At 65.3% G+C, this 19738-nt stretch carries 16 protein-coding genes; 8 read left to right on the forward strand and 8 right to left on the reverse strand.

Annotated elements, in window-relative coordinates; translation table 11 throughout:
* The 3 genes from AC1DJT_RS06785 to AC1DJT_RS06795 form a co-directional block, all read left to right on the forward strand.
* Positions 1-503: PepSY domain-containing protein (locus AC1DJT_RS06785; protein ID WP_476833773.1), on the forward strand; the 503-nt coding region annotated here is incomplete at its 5' end.
* Positions 503-1159 carry a response regulator transcription factor gene (locus AC1DJT_RS06790; RefSeq protein WP_476833774.1) on the forward strand — a complete coding sequence of 219 codons (657 nt, stop codon included), beginning with the start codon at positions 503-505 and terminating at the stop codon, positions 1157-1159. The genes AC1DJT_RS06785 and AC1DJT_RS06790, both read left to right, overlap by 1 nt.
* The gene (locus AC1DJT_RS06795; RefSeq protein WP_476833775.1) at positions 1137-2603 is read left to right on the forward strand and encodes an ATP-binding protein; all 1467 of its coding nucleotides are present in this window, start codon (positions 1137-1139) and stop codon (positions 2601-2603) included. The genes AC1DJT_RS06790 and AC1DJT_RS06795 overlap by 23 nt, the downstream gene beginning before the upstream one ends.
* 36 nt (positions 2604-2639) lie before the next feature.
* On the opposite strand, the gene lpdA is transcribed toward AC1DJT_RS06795, so the two are convergent.
* The 5 genes from lpdA to AC1DJT_RS06820 are packed head-to-tail and all read right to left on the reverse strand — an operon-like array spanning position 2640 to position 7901.
* The gene (gene lpdA, locus AC1DJT_RS06800; protein ID WP_476833776.1) at positions 2640-4037 is read right to left on the reverse strand and encodes a dihydrolipoyl dehydrogenase; all 1398 of its coding nucleotides are present in this window, start codon (positions 4035-4037) and stop codon (positions 2640-2642) included.
* Positions 4038-4041: 4 nt separating this feature from the next.
* Entirely contained in the window at positions 4042-5355 is a 1314-nt protein-coding gene (locus tag AC1DJT_RS06805; protein ID WP_441507849.1) for a dihydrolipoamide acetyltransferase family protein, read from the reverse strand.
* Positions 5355-6371, reverse strand: coding sequence for an alpha-ketoacid dehydrogenase subunit beta (locus AC1DJT_RS06810; protein WP_441507848.1), 1017 nt, complete (start codon positions 6369-6371; stop codon positions 5355-5357). Before AC1DJT_RS06810 ends, AC1DJT_RS06805 begins: the two co-directional genes overlap by 1 nt.
* A 4-nt stretch (positions 6372-6375) precedes the next feature.
* Positions 6376-7605 carry a thiamine pyrophosphate-dependent enzyme gene (locus tag AC1DJT_RS06815; RefSeq protein WP_476833777.1) on the reverse strand — a complete coding sequence of 410 codons (1230 nt, stop codon included), beginning with the start codon at positions 7603-7605 and terminating at the stop codon, positions 6376-6378.
* The gene (locus tag AC1DJT_RS06820; protein ID WP_441507846.1) at positions 7602-7901 is read right to left on the reverse strand and encodes a hypothetical protein; all 300 of its coding nucleotides are present in this window, start codon (positions 7899-7901) and stop codon (positions 7602-7604) included. The genes AC1DJT_RS06815 and AC1DJT_RS06820 overlap by 4 nt, the downstream gene beginning before the upstream one ends.
* 158 nt (positions 7902-8059) lie before the next feature.
* Here AC1DJT_RS06820 and AC1DJT_RS06825 point away from each other — a divergent pair, with 158 nt between their 5' ends.
* Positions 8060-8554: an Lrp/AsnC family transcriptional regulator gene (locus AC1DJT_RS06825; protein WP_441490281.1), complete on the forward strand. Its 495-nt coding sequence runs from the start codon at positions 8060-8062 to the stop codon at positions 8552-8554.
* A 21-nt stretch (positions 8555-8575) separates the two neighbouring features.
* On the opposite strand, the gene AC1DJT_RS06830 is transcribed toward AC1DJT_RS06825, so the two are convergent.
* Positions 8576-11755, reverse strand: a complete 3180-nt coding sequence (locus tag AC1DJT_RS06830) for a cyclic nucleotide-binding domain-containing protein (protein WP_476833778.1) — start codon at positions 11753-11755, stop codon at positions 8576-8578.
* Positions 11756-11845: 90 nt separating this feature from the next.
* A complete protein-coding gene (locus tag AC1DJT_RS06835; protein WP_441490283.1) occupies positions 11846-12151 on the reverse strand; it encodes a hypothetical protein in 306 nt (101 codons plus the stop codon).
* 159 nt (positions 12152-12310) lie between these two features.
* On the opposite strand from AC1DJT_RS06835, the gene AC1DJT_RS06840 reads away from it, so the two are divergent.
* From AC1DJT_RS06840 to AC1DJT_RS06855, 4 genes are all read left to right on the forward strand, one after another.
* On the forward strand, positions 12311-12994 hold the full coding sequence (locus tag AC1DJT_RS06840; protein ID WP_441490284.1) for a Crp/Fnr family transcriptional regulator: 684 nt from the start codon (positions 12311-12313) through the stop codon (positions 12992-12994).
* 23 nt (positions 12995-13017) lie between these two features.
* A complete protein-coding gene (locus AC1DJT_RS06845; RefSeq protein ID WP_476833779.1) occupies positions 13018-13527 on the forward strand; it encodes a FecR domain-containing protein in 510 nt (169 codons plus the stop codon).
* Complete coding sequence (locus tag AC1DJT_RS06850; RefSeq protein ID WP_476833780.1) at positions 13524-15362, forward strand: CHASE2 domain-containing protein; 1839 nt, start codon at positions 13524-13526, stop codon at positions 15360-15362. Before AC1DJT_RS06845 ends, AC1DJT_RS06850 begins: the two co-directional genes overlap by 4 nt.
* 80 nt (positions 15363-15442) lie before the next feature.
* The gene (locus AC1DJT_RS06855) at positions 15443-16381 is read left to right on the forward strand and encodes a homocysteine S-methyltransferase family protein (RefSeq protein WP_441507842.1); all 939 of its coding nucleotides are present in this window, start codon (positions 15443-15445) and stop codon (positions 16379-16381) included.
* A 51-nt stretch (positions 16382-16432) separates the two neighbouring features.
* Here the strand turns inward: AC1DJT_RS06855 and AC1DJT_RS06860 are convergent, their stop codons facing one another.
* Positions 16433-19603, reverse strand: a complete 3171-nt coding sequence (locus AC1DJT_RS06860) for an ATP-binding protein (protein WP_476833781.1) — start codon at positions 19601-19603, stop codon at positions 16433-16435.
* Between the last annotated feature and the right edge of the window lie 135 nt (positions 19604-19738).

A 19738-nucleotide genomic window follows, 5' to 3' on the forward strand; every position in this document is an offset into this window, starting at 1 on the left:
GAGGTGGAGGTGGCTCCGGAGGCGGAAGCGGAGGTAGCGGTTCCGGCGGCGGCGGCTCCGGCGGTGGCAGCGGTGGCTCCAGCGGCGGCTCCGGATCCAGCGGCGGCGGAGGCTCCGGCAACAGCGGAAGCAATTCCGGCAGCGGCAGATCGGGCCATGACGGCGGGTCCGCCGCGAGCCAGAATTCGGGAGACAATCAGCGTGGTCGCTCGGGTCGCGGCGGCAGGAACGGCGAGGATGCCGTCAGCACCGGCCAGCACTGGGGCAATACGAGTGCCGATTTCGCACGTCAGGCGACCCAGGGAGGACAGGTCGTGTCGCTCGGCGCCGTCCTGTCAGTGGTGCGCGCGGCTGTTCCCGGTGACGTGCTCGAGGTCGATCTGCGCCTCGCGCCCACGGGCGAATGGCGCTATGAACTACTGGTTCTCGACGGCGCAGGCCGCTACCGCGAAGTCGTAGTCGACGCCCGGCGCAACCGGATCCTCCAAATGCGGAGGCGATGATGAGAATTCTCGTCGTGGAGKACGAACGGCGCATCGCCAGCGATGTCGCCTCCGCGCTCACGGAAGCCGGCTATGTTCCGGAGGTCGTCCATGATGGAGAGGCCGCCTGGTTTCGCGCCGAGACGGACGATTTCGATGCGCTCGTGCTCGACCTTGGCCTGCCGAAGCTCGACGGGCTCTCGGTTGTCCGCAAGCTGCGGGCAGCCTCGGTCAGGACACCTATTCTGATCCTCACCGCGCGCGGCGCCTGGATGGAGCGCGTCGAAGGCATAGACGCCGGCGCCGACGACTATCTGCCCAAGCCGTTTCAGGCCGAGGAACTGGTCGCCCGGGTCGGCGCACTCATTCGCAGAGCTGGCGGTCACCTGACGCCTCAACTGGTCTATCGCGACCTCAATATCGACACGCGCCGCAGAACGGTTGCGGTTGGCGGGCGCAATGTCGAGCTGTCTCCGCTGGAATATCGGCTGCTGCGCTACCTCGTGCATAATCAGGGGCGGGTTGTGTCGCAGGGCGAATTGATCGACCATGTCTATGGCGGCGATCACGAACCCGACAGCAACGCTGTCGAAGTGCTGGTCGGGCGCTTGCGCCGGAAGGTCGGGGCGGAGACGATCGGCACCCGGCGTGGCCATGGCTACATCATCGGGGGCTGAGGCGATGAGCTCGGGCTCGATCCGCAAGCGCATCCTGACGATCGCAGCCCTGACGATTGCCGTGACGCTCGCGGCCGCAGGCGCAGCGCTCATCTTGGTGTTCGAGCAGCATGTCCTGAAGCGCATCGCGATCGAGCTGGAGATCCGCTCCAGCGAACTCGCCAAGGCGTTCGAGCTCGATGCGGACGGCAACCCGCTGATCAACCACGATCTCGCCGATGCGCGCTATCAGCTGCCCTATGGCGGCGCCTACTGGCAGATCAGCGAAGGGGCGGTGCAGCATCTGCGCTCGCGCTCGCTCTGGGACCAGATCCTCGATACGAGCACGGCCAAGGGGGAGGACAAGAGCAAGGGCGCGTTCGAGATCGACGGGCCGAACAACTCCGAGMTCTACGTCCTCGAACGCTCGGTGAAGCTCGATGGCGCCGATGGCCCACGGACGTTCCAGCTGGCCGTCGCGCTTGATCATGCCGATATCGGCGAACTGCGCCACGCCTTCTCCCTCGATGTCGCCAAGATCCTGTTCCTGCTCGCATTGTTGCTGATCGGTGGGGCCTGGCTGCAGATGCGGTTCGGCCTGCGCCCCCTTCATCAGCTACGCGCGAGTCTCACCGCCGTGCGCGAAGGCCGCACATCGCGCCTGACAGGTACCCTTCCCGAGGAGATCAAGCCGCTGGTCGATGATCTGAACAGGCTGCTCGATCGCCAGGATGAGCTGGTGCGCAAGGCGCGCGACAGGGCGGGCCTGTTGGCCCACGGGCTGAAGACGCCGCTCACGATCCTGTCGAGCGAAGTGGCGCGCCTTGAAAAGTCCGGACAGCACGCGCATGCAGCCATTCTGCGTGAACAATGCGAAGCGATCGGCGCACATGTCGAGCGCGAGCTTGCGCGAGCGCGGACGCACGGTGCGATCCAGGCAGTGAGCATGAGAACGCTCGTGCTGCCGATCGTTAACCGGCTGGTCGATCTGATGAGCCGCATCGACAGCGCCGACAGCATCAGCTGGAGCGTCACGATTCCCGAACACGTCAGCGCCGCGATGGAAACCGACGACTTCGCCGAGGTCGTCGGCAATCTGCTCGACAATGCGCGCAAATGGGCACGCAGCGCCGTTACGGTGCAGGTCCACACCGCTGACGGCGGCAGCACCGTTCTCTCGGTCAGCGATGATGGGCCCGGCGTGCCGGGAGAMCGACGCCAACTGATCCTGCAACGTGGCGTCCACTTCGCTCCGGACAGTCATCATTCATCCGGACTGGGCCTTGCAATCGTCTCGGATACATTGGCCGAGTACGGCCGGGAACTGATCATCGCCGACACCGAAACGGGCTGCACCATCTCGTTCGAAATCGAGCCGCCCCGGCGCAGCGAACGAAGGMAGGGCGATGGCACAGCGAAGCCGAGACCGGCAGTCATCCCCTCGGTTGCGCGGGCTGCCGAATGAAGCCCGGGCCGTAGCGCAGTCACAGCCGCAATCGCGTCAGATATGAATGGCGTGGCCGAGCGCCTTCAGCGCCGCCTCCTGCACGGCCTCGCCAAGCGTCGGATGGGCGTGGATCGTTCCGGCGATATCCTCGAGCGTTGCGCCCATCTCGATGGYGAGCCCGAACGCCGCGCTGAGTTCGGAGACGGATTGCCCGACTGCCTGGATACCCAGGATCACATGGGTGTTGGCCTGCGCGACGATGCGCACAAAGCCCTGCTCGCTGTGGAGCGTCATCGCACGGCCGCTGGCAGCCAGCGGAAACTGCCCGGTCTTAATTTCGAAGCCGGCGCGACGCGCCTCGCCCGGTGAAAAACCGGCCGAGACGATTTCCGGATCGGTGAAGCAGATCGCCGGAATGCAACGCTTGTCCCAGGCGCGCGGCAGGCCGGCGACGATCTCCGCCACCAACTCGCCCTGCGCCATGGCGCGGTGCGCCAGCATCGGCTCGCCGGTGACATCCCCGATCGCATGGATACCGCGCATCGAGGTCTCGCAGCGCTCGCCGATGCGGATGAAGCTGCCATCCATGTCGAGCACCAGTTCCTCGAGCCCGAGATCGGACAGCACCGGCTTGCGGCCAACGGTGACGAGTGTCGCGTCCGCCGCGATCCGCCGTTCCTCGCCTTCCGCCGTCTCCACCAGCAGGGACTTGCCGTCCGGAGTCGCGCCGCGCGCCTTCGCCCCGAGCAGAAGCCCGACGCCGAGCCTCGACAGCGATCTCTCGACCGGCGCGGTCAGCTCGGCATCGTAAAGCGGAAGAATCCGTGGCAACGCCTCGACGAGGGTGACCTGCGAGCCGAGCTTCGCAAAGGCGATCCCGAGTTCCAGGCCGATATAGCCGGCACCGACGACCGCCAGCCGCCCCGGAACCGCGGGCAGCGACAATGCCTGCGTCGACGAGATCACAGTGCCGCCAAAGGGCAGGAAGGGCAGCTCGACCGGCGCAGAGCCGGTGGCGATGACGATTGTTTCGGCCCGGATCAGCTTCGGGCCCGTCTCGGTCTCGACGGCAACGGTCTTGCCGTCGCGAAAGCGAGCCCGGCCATGCACGATCTTGACTTTGGACTTGCGCAAGAGCGCGGCGACGCCGTTGTTCAGGCGCTGGACGATCCCGTCCTTCCAGCCGATGGCCTGCTTAAAATCGAGCGCCGGCGCCGAGGCCGTGAGCCCGAACGGCGTCTTGCCCTGCGCGGCCGTGGCCAGCTTCTCATATTCATCGGCGACATGGATCAGCGCCTTGGACGGAATGCAGCCGACATTGAGGCAGCTGCCGCCAAGCTTCGTGCTCTCGACGATCACGGTGTCGATGCCGAGCTGGCCAGCCCTGATGGCGCAGACATAACCGCCCGGGCCCGCGCCGATGACAAGCAGTTTGCAGGTGATCTCGGTCATGGCGTCAGGCATCCACGAAGAGCATTGCCGGGTTTTCCAGAAGCTCCTTGAGCCGCTGCACGAAGACGGCCGCATCCCAGCCGTCGATGACGCGATGGTCGAAGCTCGACGACAGGTTCATCATCTTGCGCGGGACGAAGCTCGTGCCGTTCCACATCGGCCGGATCATCATCTTGTTGACGCCGACGATGGCGACCTCGGGGTGGTTGATCACCGGCGTGGTGGCGACGCCGCCGAGCGCGCCGAGCGATGTGACCGTGATCGTTGAACCCGTCAATTCGTCCCGGGTCGCGATGCCTTCGCGTCCCCGTTCGGCGAGCCGGCCGAGTTCCCGGGCGCAGTCCCAGAGATCACGAGCCTCGGCATGTTTTACGACCGGCACGATCAGTCCGGTCGGCGTCTGGGTCGCGATACCGATATGGATGCCGGCATGTTGGTGGACGATCCCGGCCTCGTCATCGAACAGCGCGTTCAGGTTCGGCTGCTCGGCCAGCGCCTTGACCAGCGCCCGCATCACGAAGGGCAGAAGCGTCAGCTTCGGTCGCTCGAGCGTCGGCTTCTTGTTCAGGACTGCGCGGAGGTCCTCCAGCGCGCTGACGTCGACCTCCTCGACGATGGTGATGTGGGGGATGCGCGCCTTGGACAGCGCCATCTTCTCGGCGATCTTGCGGCGCAGGCCGACGATCTTGATGTCGGTGACGGCGGTCAGGCGCGCCAGCCCTGGCGCTCGTTCGGCCTCGGGCCCGCGCAACGCGAAGCTGTCGAGGTCCTCGTGAGTGATGCGCCCACCCGGGCCGGAGCCCACGACCTGGCGCAGGTCGATCCCGGCCTCGCGCGCCTTCAGCCGGACGGCCGGCGAAGCGAGCGGCTTCTCGCCAGCCTGCCGCCTCGGTACGGCGCTCAGCGTGGGAGCTGAGACCGCGCGCGGCTTGGGCGATGCAGCGGGCCTGGCCTCGGTCAGCTTTGCCGGAGCGGGGGCGGGAGCTTCGTTCTTCGGCGCGGCGACAGGCTGCTCGACAACGACCAGCTCCGGCGCCGCGCTCCCTTCCGGTTCGCCAGGATCAGTCGCGCCCTCGCCTGCAACCTTCAGCCGGACCAGCGCCGAGCCGATCGCAACGGTGTCGCCGATATCGGCGCCGACCCAGACCACCTCCCCGTCGACCGGCGACGGGATCTCGACCGTCGCCTTGTCGGTCATCACAGCAGCAAGGAGATCGTCCTCACGCACGATGTCGCCGACTTTGACGTGCCACTCGACGAGCTCGGCCTCGGCAATGCCCTCGCCGACATCCGGAAGCTTGATGACCCGTTCCGCCATCATCGGCTCTCCATGATCTCACGCAGGGCGGCGCCGACGCGCGCCGGGCCGGGGAAATAGGCCCATTCCTGGGCATGCGGATAGGGAGTGTCCCAGCCGGCGACGCGCATGACGGGCGCCTCGAGATGGTAGAAGCAATGCTCCTGCACCAGGGCCGTGAGTTCTGCGCCGAACCCCGAGGTCAGCGTCGCCTCGTGCAGGACAATGCAGCGGCCGGTCTTGCGCACGGAGGCCACGATCGTATCGAGGTCGAGCGGCAGCAGGCTGCGCAGATCGATGACCTCGGCGTCGATGCCGGTCTCTTCGGCTGCCGCTTCGGCGACATGAACCATGGTGCCATAGGCGATGATGGTGACGCTCGCGCCCTCGCGCCGGATCGCGGCCTTGCCGAGCGGCAGCACGAAATGGCCGTCCGGCACCTCGCTGAGCTCATGTTTGGACCAGGGTGTCACGGGGCGATCGTGATGACCGTCGAACGGGCCGTTATAGAGCCGCTTCGGTTCGAGGAAGATGACGGGATCGGGATCCTCGATTGCGGCGATCAAGAGGCCCTTGGCGTCATGCGGGTTGGAGGGCACCACGGTCTTCAGCCCGGAAACATGGGTGAAGAGCGCCTCCGGGCTCTGGCTATGCGTCTGGCCGCCGAAGATGCCGCCGCCCGTCGGCATGCGGATCACCAGCGGACAGGTGAAATCGCCGGCCGAACGGTAGCGCAGCCTGGCCGCCTCCGAGACGATCTGATCGTAAGCCGGATACATGTAGTCGGCGAACTGGATCTCGACGCAGGGGCGCAGGCCATAGGCCGCCATGCCGACTGCCGTGCCGACGATGCCGAGTTCGTTGATCGGGGCGTCGAAGCAGCGGTTCACCCCGTATTTCTGCTGCAGGCCATGGGTGCATCGGAACACGCCGCCGAAGAAGCCGACATCCTCGCCATAGACCACGACGTTCTCGTCGCGCCCCATCGAGACATCGAGCGCCGAACGGATCGCCTCGATCATCGTCATTCGAGCCATCGCGTCAGACTCCGATCTGCTGACGCTGCCGGCGCAGGTGCGGAGGCAGTTCGGCATAGACATCCTCGAAGATGTCGCGTGCCGAGGGTTTGCCGCCGGCATGCAGGGTGCCGTGGCCCTCGGCCTCCTTCTGCGCAGCGATCACGGTTGCGAGAATCTCGGCCTCGGCCTGCTTGTGCCGCTCTTCAGTCCAGGCGCCCAATGCGATCAGATGCTGCTTCAGCCGGATCAGCGGGTCGCCGAGCGGCCAACCTTCCGATTCATGCTTGGGCCGATAGGCGGAGGGGTCGTCCGAGGTCGAGTGGGCGCCGGCGCGATAGGTGACGTATTCGACCAGCGTGGGCCCGAGATTGCGCCTCGCGCGCTCGATCGCCCATTGCGCCACTGCGTAGGTCGCAAGGTAGTCGTTGCCGTCGACGCGCAGGGCCGGAATGCCGAAGCCGAGTCCGCGCGCCGCGAAAGTGCCGGAGCCGCCGCGGGCAATGCCCTGGAAGGTCGAGATCGCCCACTGATTGTTGACGACGTTGAGGACGACCGGGGCCTTGTAGGTCGAGGCGAAGACCAGGGCGGCGTGGAAATCGGACTCCGCTGTCGAGCCGTCGCCGACCCAGGCGGCGGCGATCCTGCGATCGCCCTTGATCGCCGAGGCCATGGCCCAGCCTACCGCCTGAACGAATTGGGTGGCGAGATTGCCGGAGATCKAAAAGAAGCCGTGCGCCTTCGACGAGTACATGACCGGAAGCTGGCGGCCTTTGATCGGGTCTCGCTCATTCGAGTAGATCTGGCACATCATGTCGACGAGCGGATAATCATGCGCGATGAGGAGCCCGGCCTGGCGATAGGTCGGGAAATTCATGTCCTCCGGGCCGAGCGCGATGCGAAAGGCGCAGCTCACCGCCTCTTCCCCGGTGTGCTGCATGTAGAACGAGGTCTTGCCCTGGCGCTGCGCCATCTGCATGCGGGCATCGAAGGCGCGCAGCGTCATCATGTGGCGCATGCCCCGGATCAGAGCATCCCTGTCGAGATCGGGCACCCACGGGCCGACAGCCTGCCCCTCCCGGTCGAGCACGCGGATGATCGAATACGCGAGATCGCGAATTTCCTTGGGATCGATATCGACCGGAGGCCGGCGGACCGAGCCCGCTTCCGGGATGACGACATTGGAGAAATCCGGCCTGCCGCCCGGGCGGCTGGCGGGTTCGGGGACATGAAAGCGCAACGGCTGATCGGTCATGCCCGCACTCCGGCAAGGGCGCCCTGCCGACCCGCATGCAGCGAGCCGACATAGAATGAACCCGGCTCGTCGCCGAACTCGAAAGCCTCGACAGCTGCGAGCGCCGGATGGCGGGCAAGGCGGAAGCCGATCTCCGCGCAGTCCGAGACGCCTTCGGTCTCGATGACCATGCGGATCGCGGTTCGTCCGTCATCTTGGCGGGAGCTCGACAGTTCGACAAGGGCGAAGCCTAGGCGCTGGGCATCGAGCAGGAGTCTGACCAGCCCGTCATAGGCGTCGCTGGTCGACGCTTTCACCACAACTCGCCGTTGCATTCGCCCGGTCATCACGCACCCCCATCGCCGCAACGACGTTAATCCGGCAAACGGAAAGAGTTTTCCCGAAGACGCTCGACATTCGGCTCAATCTCGGCAAATTCTTCCGCCACTGTCTCCATTTACAGAAGATTCGCCCGATGACCGGCAAGTCCAGGCGCAGCGACGCTCTCGACCCTATCGACCGGCGGATTCTGTCCGCCCTGCGGGCCGATGGCCGCCTGACGACGAGCGCACTGGCCGAGAAGGTCGGGCTCTCGCCATCGCCTTGCTGGACGCGGGTCAGGCGGCTGGAGGAAAGCGGCGCAATCGAGCGCTATGTGGCAGTCCTGGATCACGCGGCCCTGGGGCTCAACAACACCGTCTTTGTCGAGATCACGCTCGACAAGCACGACGACAAGGTGCTCGACACGTTCGGGGACGCGCTGGCGCGCATTCCCGAAGTGGTCGAGGCGCATCTCGTCACCGGCGAATACGACTATCTCGTCAAGGTCGTGGTCAGCGGCACCGACCACTACGAGCGCTTCCTCCGTGAGACGCTGTACCGGATCCCCGGAATTCGCCAGTCACGCACGACCTTCGGTCTCAGGACGCTGAAGCGGGCGATCTCGGTCGATCCGCTGCAACTGCCGTGATGCACCATGCCAGGGGCCGGTTCAGTGCCGATGGCTCAGCGTAACCACATTGTCCTGCAGGCGCCGGACGATCAACCGCGTCACCGAGAGGGCCATGTTAGGGAACTCCGTCAGCAGAGCGACGAAAACCTCCTTGCGCAGGCGGAGCGCCGTCAGCGGCGTGGTCGCGATGACCGTTGCCGAGCGAGGATCATCCGTCACGATCCCCATTTCACCGAACAGGCTGTTGGCGTTCATGGTCGAGATCCGGACAGGCGGCCCCGACGCCTCGGACACGACGTCGGCCGAGCCCGTGATCAGCAGATAGGCGGCGTCCGACTCGTCTCCCTGGCGAAAGATGACCTCCCCCGCCGCGAACTCGACCCGCTCGCCAGTGAAGGCCAGCAACCTCAGGCGCACCGTATCGACATCGGCAAAGATCGGCACGGAACGCAGGGCGCGCAGCTCGATACTGCCCGCGTCAAACTGATCGCTCACGAACGCCTCGTCGGACTGAGCTTGCGTCTGAACCGCCGCGTCTGCGGAACTGACGGAGTTGGTTCCGTGGAATTCAAGGCTGGCGTCGAAACGACCCAGTTCCGCAATCTGCCGGCCGGCAACGAGAATGGTCCGCCCCTTCATGAAGGTCGTGATCCGTGCGAATAGCCTGGCAGCCTCGGCCTGCCCGAACGACGCCAACGCGTCGTTCAGGATCATGATCTGCGGGCGCTTGATCAGGCAACGTGCCAGAGCAACGGCCGCTTTCGCAGCCGGAAACAGGAACTGTCCGCCATAGCCGGCCTGTTGTTCAAGTCCCCAACGATAGACGTCACGCTCCAGGCCCAGTTCGATCAGGCTCTCACGGATGGCCTCGAGCGCGCGCTCCGCATCCGCAGCACTGCTGCTGGCAACGCAGCCGAACAAGAGATTGTCGCGCAGAGGGGCTGCCGGGCAGTAACGGGCCGGATCGTAGAAGGCGATGGCATCCGCCATCTCCGGGGTGGCCTGCGCGCGGAAAGACTGCCGCGCGGCGAGGATGCGGACCTCGTCCGCCTCGCTCAGCAGCCCCAGCCGATGCCGCGGCTCCGCATAGAGAAATGCCAGCGCGATCAACCGGGAGCGATCGGCCTCCCGGAGGGTGCGGGCCTCGGCCCGCCCGAGAATGACCTGATAGTCAGGGAACTGGGCCGCGGAAAGGAAGGAGAACTGCTCGAACAGGACGTGATCGGCTGGAAGATCGCGAAAGATCTCGAGCATGGTCGCCGCGATACGCCGCCCGATCTGGGTCAGAAGCGTGGTCAGGCCCTGCGCGTCCAGAATGGCGCGCACCAGCTTGTGACTGGCCAGGCGTTCCCCGGCGAAGCCGGGATCAGTGACGACGCCGAACAGGATGTTCTCGCCGATGGTCGCGTTTCGTGTGTATCGCTCGGGATCGTAGGGCTCCACCGCATCGCCCGCCCCGCGCCCAATCAGCCTGGAGCGAATTCTCGTACGGATCTCGGCAACCCTGTTGACGATCTCGGTCGGGTCGTCCGCACTCAATTGGCGCTGCAGGCCGAAGCGAAACACCGTTTCGGCGAGCCCGACCACGCCTAGCACCTCGACCAGGAGACGTTCGAGCTCGTGCCTGCTCGCGACGCCGGCGCCGCTGAAGTCGAGCGACCAGGGCTGGGCCCCGGCCTGGGCGACAACAGGGCGGCGCAGGCCATAGAGAATGTTGTCGCGCAGGGACGCATCGAGAATGACGGGCTCCGCTCCGAGATAGGCCAGTGTCCGCCCTCGCCGTTMGGAGGACAACGAAGCCAAGGGAATACCGGCCAGCGTCACCGCGCCGTCGAACGGCGCCATACTGCCCCCGAGCACAGACGCGAACGCAGCCGCCCCTTCCCCCGCCTTGTCGATCAAGGCGATGTTCCCCCCCAAGGGCAGAGCGAATGAAACGCGCTCGAGCAGCCGGTCGCCGGCCGGCCCAAGAACCGTCAGCCCCTTGGCCGCGATCATGCCTTCGCCAGGCACGATCCCATCTCCGGAGAGMGGGGCCTGCGGCCGTTCCGGCGCCGGGGCATCGTCCAGCGAGAATTGCTGGGTGACCTGCTGAAACCGCGCCTCGACGTCGAGACGCTGCTGATCCCAGTCGATCAGTTCCTTTACCGGCGTCGGCAGGTCACGATACGCGGCGATGACCGCGACGAGCTGGCCGATGTCGAGACGGCCGGTCAGGGCAAAATACCCCCCGATCGTGTAGAACAGGAATGGCGTCAGCTGGGCCAACAGGTTGTTCAGGAACTTGACCGCGAATTTGCGCCCATAGAGCTGGTAGCGGATGCCGAACAGCCTCTCGAGGCGCACTGCGACGAGTGCTTTTTCGACCGCAGAGGTGCCGTGGCCAGCAACCTCGTCCAGCGACTCGACGACCTCGCCGATCTTGCCGGCCAGGGCCCGCGACTCGATCTGGCGCTGTCGCCCAAGCCGGATCTGCTCACGCCGCATCCGGGGAATGATCACTGCCTGCACGAGAACGATGCCTGCCGCGATCGACCCCAGCGCCAGATTCTGCAGCAGAATGAAGATCAGCGCCGTCAGCGCCTGGCCACCGAGCAGAACCGGCTGGATGAAGGCATCACCGACKAAACCGCCGACTGGCTCGACCTCGTCCTTGATGACAGTCGCGGCCTCGGACGGTTTGAGCCGGCGCCGTGCCTCGGGCGTGAAACTCAGCAGCGTCGCGAAGAGGTCGGCGCGCAGGCGCTGCAGCAGCCGTTCGCCCAAGGCCCCCTTGCGCATGTTGATGACGTATTTGAAGGCGCCATTGATGAGCACCAGCAGCAGAAACAGGCCGGACAGCGCAAACAGATAGCTGATGCGATCGAGCATGACGCCGCTGAGAAGTTCACGGCTGCCCCCGAGCCAGGCCGGTAGGGCGAGCGAGAACCGGAAGAGCCGTGCAGTCTCCTGCCCACCGGAAAAGGCGCGGCCCTGGATGGCGTCCGTGATGATGTATTTCGGCAGCTCAAGCGAAAGATAGTAAAAGGGAAACGACAGCAGCACGATCGCGATGATCTGGAGCTGCTGCCGGCGGCTGTTGCGCCAGATATAGGCAAACAAGCCTGTTGCTGCGGGCGCGCTCGCCTCAACCGGCGCCTGAGGCGTGGTTTGCGCTGCCGCCTGTCCTGGCCGCGAGCGCAAGCGCTGGGCCGCCTGCAGAGAGGAACCATCCGCCATGGAGCGCATCCGGCCTGTGATGTGAGCGCTGCGCTCCAGCGTACCGCAATTTTCGCGTGTTGCGGACAATAGCTTCCCTGCGCCTGCGCATCAGTTCAGCGTATCCGTCTCGCCCCAGGGGCGTGGCATGTAACGGCTCAGCGGCCCCCATTGGGCAGCCTCGGCGTGGCTCAGCCCAATGTCATTCAATGTATGCGCATCCATGGCAACGCTCTGCGACTGCCCGCGCTGCGGGCCAAAGGCGAGCGCCAGCGATGTGACCAGCGCGCGGCTCGCGCGCGTCATCCTGCCAAGAAAGGGGCACTCGCCCGCCTGCGTCACTGTCTCGGGCTCGCGCAGCGGTTCGAGCGAGGTTGTCCTGAACGGCGTGGAATGAGTGTTGGCGGTGTGGTGCACGGCGAAACTCCCGTTCGGAGCGGCACACACAGCGACTGCGGGCTGCGGTCGCTGCGGCCTTCGCCGGGGGTTTTCGGCCGTTCCCGTGCTATCTTCTGTGAAACAGGTCACATAGGCGTCAGCTTTTCCTAGCAACGGAGAGAACAGGGGGACTTGGGAATGCGCAGCGCGCCGCATCTGGTGGTTCGGCTTCTATCGGTAAATCCGTTCTTCGCTGGGCTTGCTCACGACGCCCTGGTCAAGATCGCCGCAATTTGCCTGCCGAGGCACCTGGCACCGCACGAGGTCCTGTTCCTGAAGGGCGATCCCGGCGATGGCCTCTATGCCATCCGGCATGGCCGGATCCGAATTGGCACCACGGACGATGCCGGCCAGCAGCTGACGATGAACCTGCTGGGAGGCGGCGACGTCTTCGGGGAGATCGCCCTTCTCGACGGTCGCGCCCGCAGCGCCGACGCMATTGCGCTGGAAGACACCGAGATGTTCTTCGTGCCGCGGCGTGACTTCCTGAATCTGCTCGACAACGAGCCACTGATTGCAATCCGGCTGATCGAATTGCTCTGCGAGCGGCTGCGMGGCATGAGCGAGCGCATGGAGGACACGGCCTTCCTTCCAGCCGCATCACGGCTGGCGCGACGCATCGAAGTGCTCGTCACCGACTATGGCAGCGAGCTGCACATTTCCCAGGAGGAACTGGCGGCGCTGACCGGCGTCACCCGCGAAACCGTGAACCGCCAGCTGCAGCGCTGGAAACAGATCGGCATTCTCTCCCTTGGACGGGGCCGCCTCGTGATTCATAATGTCGACAGCTTTCGGCAGCTGGCGAAGTCCGGCGCGATCTGAATACCGAGCATGAGAGGCTTGCCATGCGCTTCCTCCGATTCTCGATTGCCGCTTGCGCCATTTGCGCATCGATCCCGCCCGCCGCCGCGCAACAACCTGCGGGCTGCACCCCGTCAGCGCGGACCGATCCGCCGAGAACCGTGTTCCGGTGCAGCGGTGGCCTGATCATTGAAGCGGAGGCCGCCACCCGCTTCCAGGTCCAATCGCCACAGCCCGGCCGCGCGATTCAATCAATCGCATTGGATGGCAAAGGCCTTCTGGTCGAGCTACCCCGTCGCCGCGGGYCCCTCCAGATCCTGACGCCCCACGCCATCGCCTCGGTCCGCGGCACGATCTATGCCGTCGACGTAACGACCTCGAAGACATCGGTGTTCGTCGCCGAAGGGCGCGTGCGTGTCACGCGCCGCGATGGCACGGACCCCGTCGAACTCAATCCCGGCGATGGCGTTGACGTCTCCCAGGAAAAGCGACTTGACGTGCACCGCTGGTCCCGCKAGCGCGCCGCAGGGCTGCTTGCTCGGTTCGGGCGGTGACCTCGACGCGCAGTGTCCGCCTGCCCGCGTCGATCACCATCCTCTGCCTCGTGATCGCCGCGCTCTGGTCCGGATTTCTGGGGCGAATGCATCTCGCGGGCGAGCGCAATCCTCTCGACCGAGTCGAGGCGGCGCTCGCCGACATGCGCCTGCTTATTGCCGGTCGACGCTCACCCCCAGGCGAAATCGTCATCATCGCCATCGATGATGAAACCGTGGCTCAGCAACGCGGCTACCCGCTCCAGCGCTCCACTTTGGCTCGGATGATCCTCGCCATTGGAACCGCGGCCCCACGCACCCTTGCACTCGACCTGCTGCTCGTCGACCCGACCTCGCCCGAGACAGATGAGGCGCTTGCCCAGGCTCTCGAACGAACGCCTTCACTCGTCGCCGCGGCCGGCAGCTTCGGCCKGGACGAGGAAGGAAGCTCGCAATTACCGGCACCGAAACAGATGCTCTGGCCGCTGTCGCCGTTCGACCGGTTGGCAGCCGTCGGTCTCGTCAATATTTCATCCGACGCAAGCGGCACCCCGCGGCATGTGCCGCTGCTTTTCCGGACCGACCGCGGGGTCATGCCATCATTCGTCCTAAGTGTGGCGGCAGGCTTCAAGGGCGAGGCTCCTGTGTTCGGCGTCGATACCGTGCGCCTGGCAGGCAGCCCGGTGAAGCTCGACCTCGGATTCCATCTTCCGCTCCGGTTCTACGGCCCGCGAGGCAGCTTCGAAACGATCAGTGCAACCGGCCTGCTTGCGGGCACCGTGCCCGTAGAGCGCCTGCGGGGCCGTATCGTCATTGTCGGCGTCACCGCCACGGCTATCGGCGACACCTTCAGCACCGCCTTCGATCCCGTGACGCCGGGCGTGGAGGTCCTGGCGACCGGCATCGCTCATTTGATCGCCGGCACCGGACTGGTCCGGGATCACGAGGTGCGGTTGCTCGACGCAGGCGTGGCACTCGTGCTGGCCACCGGCTCCGTCTTCTTCATCGCCTCTGCTCCGCTCGGCATCGGCGTCGGCGCAGCGGTCTTCGGTCTCGCTGCCTGGCTGCTGGCCACCACGGCGCTCTTCGCCGCAGGCTATTGGCTCAGTTCGGCGCTCCCGCTGGCGTCAGTCATTCCACCTGTCGTCCTCGCAGTGGTTTTACGGCAGACATGGGACCGCCGCCAGGCCACGGATATCGCCCGTTCCGAAGCCGCTTTACGGCAGTTTCAGCCGCCATTGCTCGCAGATCGCATTGCACGGGACCCGGGGTTCCTGCGCGAGCCGGTGCAACAGACGGTTGCGATCCTGTTCGTGGACCTCTCGGGCTTCACGCGGCTGAGCGAGCAGGCCGGCCTCACGCGAACACGCGAATTTCTCAAGGCGTTTCACACGCTCATCGAAAACGAGGTGACCGCGCATGACGGGCTCGTCATCTCCTTCATGGGCGACGGTGCAATGATCGCGTTCGGCATTCCAGATCCGCACGCCGATGATGCCGGCCACGCTCTCTCCACGGCCTGGGCACTGCTCAAGGATATGCGCGAGTGGGCCACCGGCGAAGAGGTATCGATTGGCCATCCGGATCTTCGTGTCGGTGTCCATTTCGGCCCGGTCATCGTCTCTCGTCTCGGGCACGAAGCGCATCAGCACATCACTGCGACCGGGGACAGCGTCAATGTCGCGAGCCGCTTGATGGAAGTCGCAAAGGAGCAAGGCGCCGCGCTTGCCGTTTCAGCAGAGCTCCTCGTCGCATCCGGCGACATCCGGAAGCGCCACCGCGAACCCGACAGCATTCGCACAGTCGAGATTCGCGGCAGGCGCCAACGCATCTCCGTCGCGCTCTGGGGCGCCTGACAGCATCTGTGATCCAGATCACAGAACGCATCCGCCTTTCCGGGAAGGGTTCGGCGACAATCCCACACAGGGGAAAGGCCATGGCCAAGTACAGGGCGATTCTTCCGCAGGTCCTGGCGCGAGAATTCCTCACGGACGGCGGACTGGAAACGACACTCGCCTTTCGTGACGGGCTTGAATTGCCATTCTTCGCCGCTTTCCCGCTGGTGCGCAGCGAAGAAGGCCGAGCCCGCCTCAAGGCCTATTTCCTGCCCTATCTCACGCTCGCCGCCGAGTACGGCAAGGGCTTCATTCTGGATACGCCGACCTGGCGCGCCAATCCCGATTGGGCCCGCAAGCTGGACTACTCGCGCACCATGATCGAGGAGGTTCAGAGAGCCTCGGTTCAGCTGGCGATGGAGCTGCGTCCTCACTACGAAACCAGCGATTCAAGGATCGTGATCAACGGCGTGATCGGGCCGCGTGGGGATGGCTATCGGATCGATACGCGCATGAGCGCGCGGCAAGCGCAGCTCTACCATCAGGATCAGGTCAAGACCTTTGCCCGCACCGAAGCGGACATGGTGAGCGCCATCACGATGACCTACAGCAACGAGGCGATCGGCATCGCCGCCGCTGCGCAGGCTCACCGAATGCCCGCCGTCATCTCCTTCACCCTGGAGACCGACGGCAGGCTCCCGAGCGGAGAGCCCCTGGGCCATGCGATCGAGCGCGTCGATGAGGCAACCGAGGCCTATCCCCTCCATTACATGATCAACTGCGCGCATCCCCTGCATTTCGAGCGGGTCATCTCCGGCAGCGCACCCTGGCTCGACAGGATCGGGGGCTTGAGGGCGAACGCCTCGACCTTGAGCCACACCGAACTCGACATGGCAACCGAACTCGATGCTGGGGATCCCCTCGACCTCGCCCATCGCTATCGCAGCCTGCGCAAGCAACTCAAGAACGCGCGTGTCCTCGGAGGCTGTTGCGGCACCGACCTGCGCCATGTCAGGGCGATCTGCTATGCCTGCCTGTAGCGCGACGGGAGATTGCGCCGCTGCCGCGGCTGCTCATGCCGCATCAGCGGCCTATGACACCATCTGGCTGGCGACACGAGACAGGTCAGCCGCAGCGCCCGTCTCCCGCAAGGCGCGCGACACAGTCCCGGACAGATCGTCAAAGCGTGCGAGAGCCTCCAGACGCGCCTCGACCTCGGGGTCGAGGCCCTGCGGCCTGAGGTGATCCCGGAGGGACGCCAGGCAGCGGTGCTCCAGCACGGGAGAGTTCAGCCGCCTTGCCTTCTCCACCGCCGAGCGCAGTGCCGCCTCCGCATCCTGCTGCTGCGCCCGCACGCCCCTGGCCATGATGCCGGCCTGGATCCGATCCAGCTCCGGCTCCAGCCACAGCGAACCGCTTCGCGACATCAACGCGATCGCCCGGTCGCAGGAGGCTTGCGCCTCCGCCAACTGCCCGAGTTGAAGCTGAGCTTCGGCGAGATTGGCGAGATAGCCGGAGAGGGACAATACGTAACCGACGCGTTCGAATGCCGCGATCGCCCTCTGCATGGTTGCCGCGCCGCGCGCGAGATCACCCTTCTGGCAGAGCCCCCAGCCCAGAAACGCCGCGCCATGGGCCCGGAAGCCTGCGAGCCCGTGCTGCTCCGACAAGGCCACCAGCCGCCCTGCCTCCTGCATCAGCTCATTGGTCGCCTTCGAAAGCCCGAAGACCCAGCCACCGACATAGGACATCGGAATCGCCGCGGAATGAGGATGCCGCAAGGCGTCTGCGGAGCGAAGCGCATCGATGCCTATGCGCAGGGACTCGCCGACATTGCCGAGGCAGAAATGAGCGAGGCTCAGCAGTGATCTGGTGTGAATCTCGGTGTTCTGGCCGAACATGAATGTACTGGCCTCGTCGCGATCACGCTCTCCGATGAGCAGGGAGTGCTCGAGATGCTCGATCGCCTCGTCGGCCTTGCCCTGGCCGAGCCGCACCATGCCGATCAGACGGTGCCCGATGGCTCGGCCGGAGCCATAGTCCGCGCGCTCGGATCGATCGAGGAAGTTCTGGGCCAGCGACGCGGCTTCGGGCACATCGCCGCTGCAATTGGCGAAAGTGAACTTTCCGAACAGGAACGGAAACATCAATGCCGAGGGCTCGTCTTCGCTGCAAAGCTCCAACCCGCGCTTGCAGCATTGCRGCAAACCTGACGATGTCGGCCCCTGCGCGGCGGTGATGGAGCCGACCAGCGCCGCCTGAAGGCCGCGCTCGAGCGTCGTCCGCGCCATGTCCTCCGGCAATTTGTCGAGCAGAGACAAGCCGTGGCGAATATGCCCGATCGCCTCGATATGGGCAGAACGCTGTCCGGCGCTCGCCCCAGCCCTCAGCCAGGCCTTGACTGCCTCCTGGTAGCGGCCCGCCTCGGTGAGATGGTGCGCAGTGACCTCAGGCAAGGGGATATCGACGCCGTCCCCCTGATCGAGCAGGCCCAGAATGCGATCATGGATCGCGCGCCGTTCGGTGGCGAGCATCGATTCATGAGCCATGCGCTGAAGTAATGAATGCCGAAACTCGTAGCGGATTTCCCCGCCTATGCGCTTGGGCAGGAGAATCTCGGCGTCGACCAGCGCCTCGACAGGCGCGATCACCTCCCTGATGCCCTTCTCCAGGACGTGGGCGAGGAATACCGGGGTGAAGGAACGACCGATACACGCCGCGGCCTGTACGACGGGTCGGGCACCCGGACGCCGATCGAGCCGCTCGGACATGAGTTCCGCGAGGAGAAGCGGGACATTCGACGGTTTGCGGATGGGATGAGGCGTCTGGATGTGTTCGTCGATCAAGGAGAGCACGAACTGCTCGACAAAGAGCGGAACGCCCTCGGCGGCAGCGACCGCCTGCGCGATCTTTTCGGGAGGCAGCTCCTCCGAACCCGGAATCGCGTGCGCCAGTGCGAGACTCTGCTCCCCCGACAACGGCTCCAACGTCACGACTTCGTCGGGCTCCGGCAATCCCTCGGCGCGCGGGAACGGCCGTGCGGTKGCCACGACCATCAGTGCCTCATCGCCCCCGGCTACGAGGAGTTCCCGCAAGAGCTCCGCCGAGGACGGGTCGAGCCAATGCGCATCCTCGATCACCACAAGGGTCGGCTGTCGGCGGGCCGTGCGCACGATGACCGAGATGACGAACTCATACTGCTTGCGCTTGAACATTGTCGGGGCCGGGGCAAACTGCTCGCGGATGCCGGTTGCAGCCAAACCGATCAGGCTTGCCAGTATTTCGTTGTTCTCCGGCGTGTTGAGGCCGATTTCGTCCAGGACGGCGCCGATCTTCGCGCCGCGCACCTTGTTGTCGTCCTCGAACTTGAGACCAGCCCGTGCCCAGAGAAAGCTCGCGACCGGGTAGAGCGGCGTACTCGCGAACAGCTCATGGCAATAGGTCATGTAAATCGCTGCATCGGAGAGCGCCGGATGACCGCAGATCTCCGTGATGACCTTCGTCTTTCCGACTCCTGCATCCGCGGCCACGAGAACGAACTGCGCCCGCCTGTCGCTCGTTGCGCTGGTCCAGCGCGCAAGGATGCTCTGGAGATGGCTTTCCCGGCCGACAGCGATCGGAACACTGCTCGCGACCCTGCCTCGGCGCCGCGCCGTTCCCAATCGCTCACGAGCAATCTCGAAGACTTCGATCTCACGCGAAAGGCCCCGGATGGCTCTTGGGCCGAGGGCCCTGACTTCAAACAGCCCGGCGGTGAGGTCGGTGACCTCCCGGGTCGCCACGACCGTCCCAGGCGCGGCCTCAGCCTGCAGTCGCGCCGCGAGATTGATGGCCTCGCCCACCGCACCGAGTTCGCTGGAGCCGCTGCTGACGCGGGCCGGAGCCATCACGACGAGGCCCGTGTGAACGCCGATACGCGCTGCGATATCCGGAACGGTGCCATCCTCGATGCTCGTGTTCAGCGTCTTGATCCGCTCCATCAGCTCGAGGGAGGCACGGACGGCCCGTTCCGCGTCGTTCTCGCGGGCCGTGGGATAGCCGAAGAAGATGAGGACACCGTCGCCCGTGTAACTCGCAACGAAGCCGCCATAGCGCTCCATGGTCGTCAGGGTCAGTTGCTGGTAGCGGCGCTGAACGAGACGGAGCTCTTCCGGATCAAGCTGCTCCGACAACTGGGTGTAACCGACGAGGTCGACGAAGACGATCGTGACGTAGCGCCTCTCCGACACAAGTTTTCGAGGCTCGGCTTCGCTCATCGTCATCGCACAGGCTCCTGTGTCGCGAAAGTCGGCGCTCGGCTACTGTCTCGTCAGTTTGAATATGGCCGCATATGCGCATAGAGTGAAGTCATTACCTAGCTGTCTCTAGTTTTTCCGCCAGTATACGGGGGGCGACCG

The sequence above is a fragment of the Allobosea sp. 05T422_2 genome (assembly GCF_056396265.1).

Coding starts and splice junctions, on each gene's coding strand:
- AC1DJT_RS06825 (WP_441490281.1), top strand. CDS start 8,060: ATGACCGGCAAGTCCAGGCGCAGCGACGCTCTCGACCCTATCGACCGG.
- AC1DJT_RS06810 (WP_441507848.1), bottom strand. CDS start 6,371: ATGGCTCGAATGACGATGATCGAGGCGATCCGTTCGGCGCTCGATGTC.
- AC1DJT_RS06805 (WP_441507849.1), bottom strand. CDS start 5,355: ATGGCGGAACGGGTCATCAAGCTTCCGGATGTCGGCGAGGGCATTGCC.
- AC1DJT_RS06855 (WP_441507842.1), top strand. CDS start 15,443: ATGGCCAAGTACAGGGCGATTCTTCCGCAGGTCCTGGCGCGAGAATTC.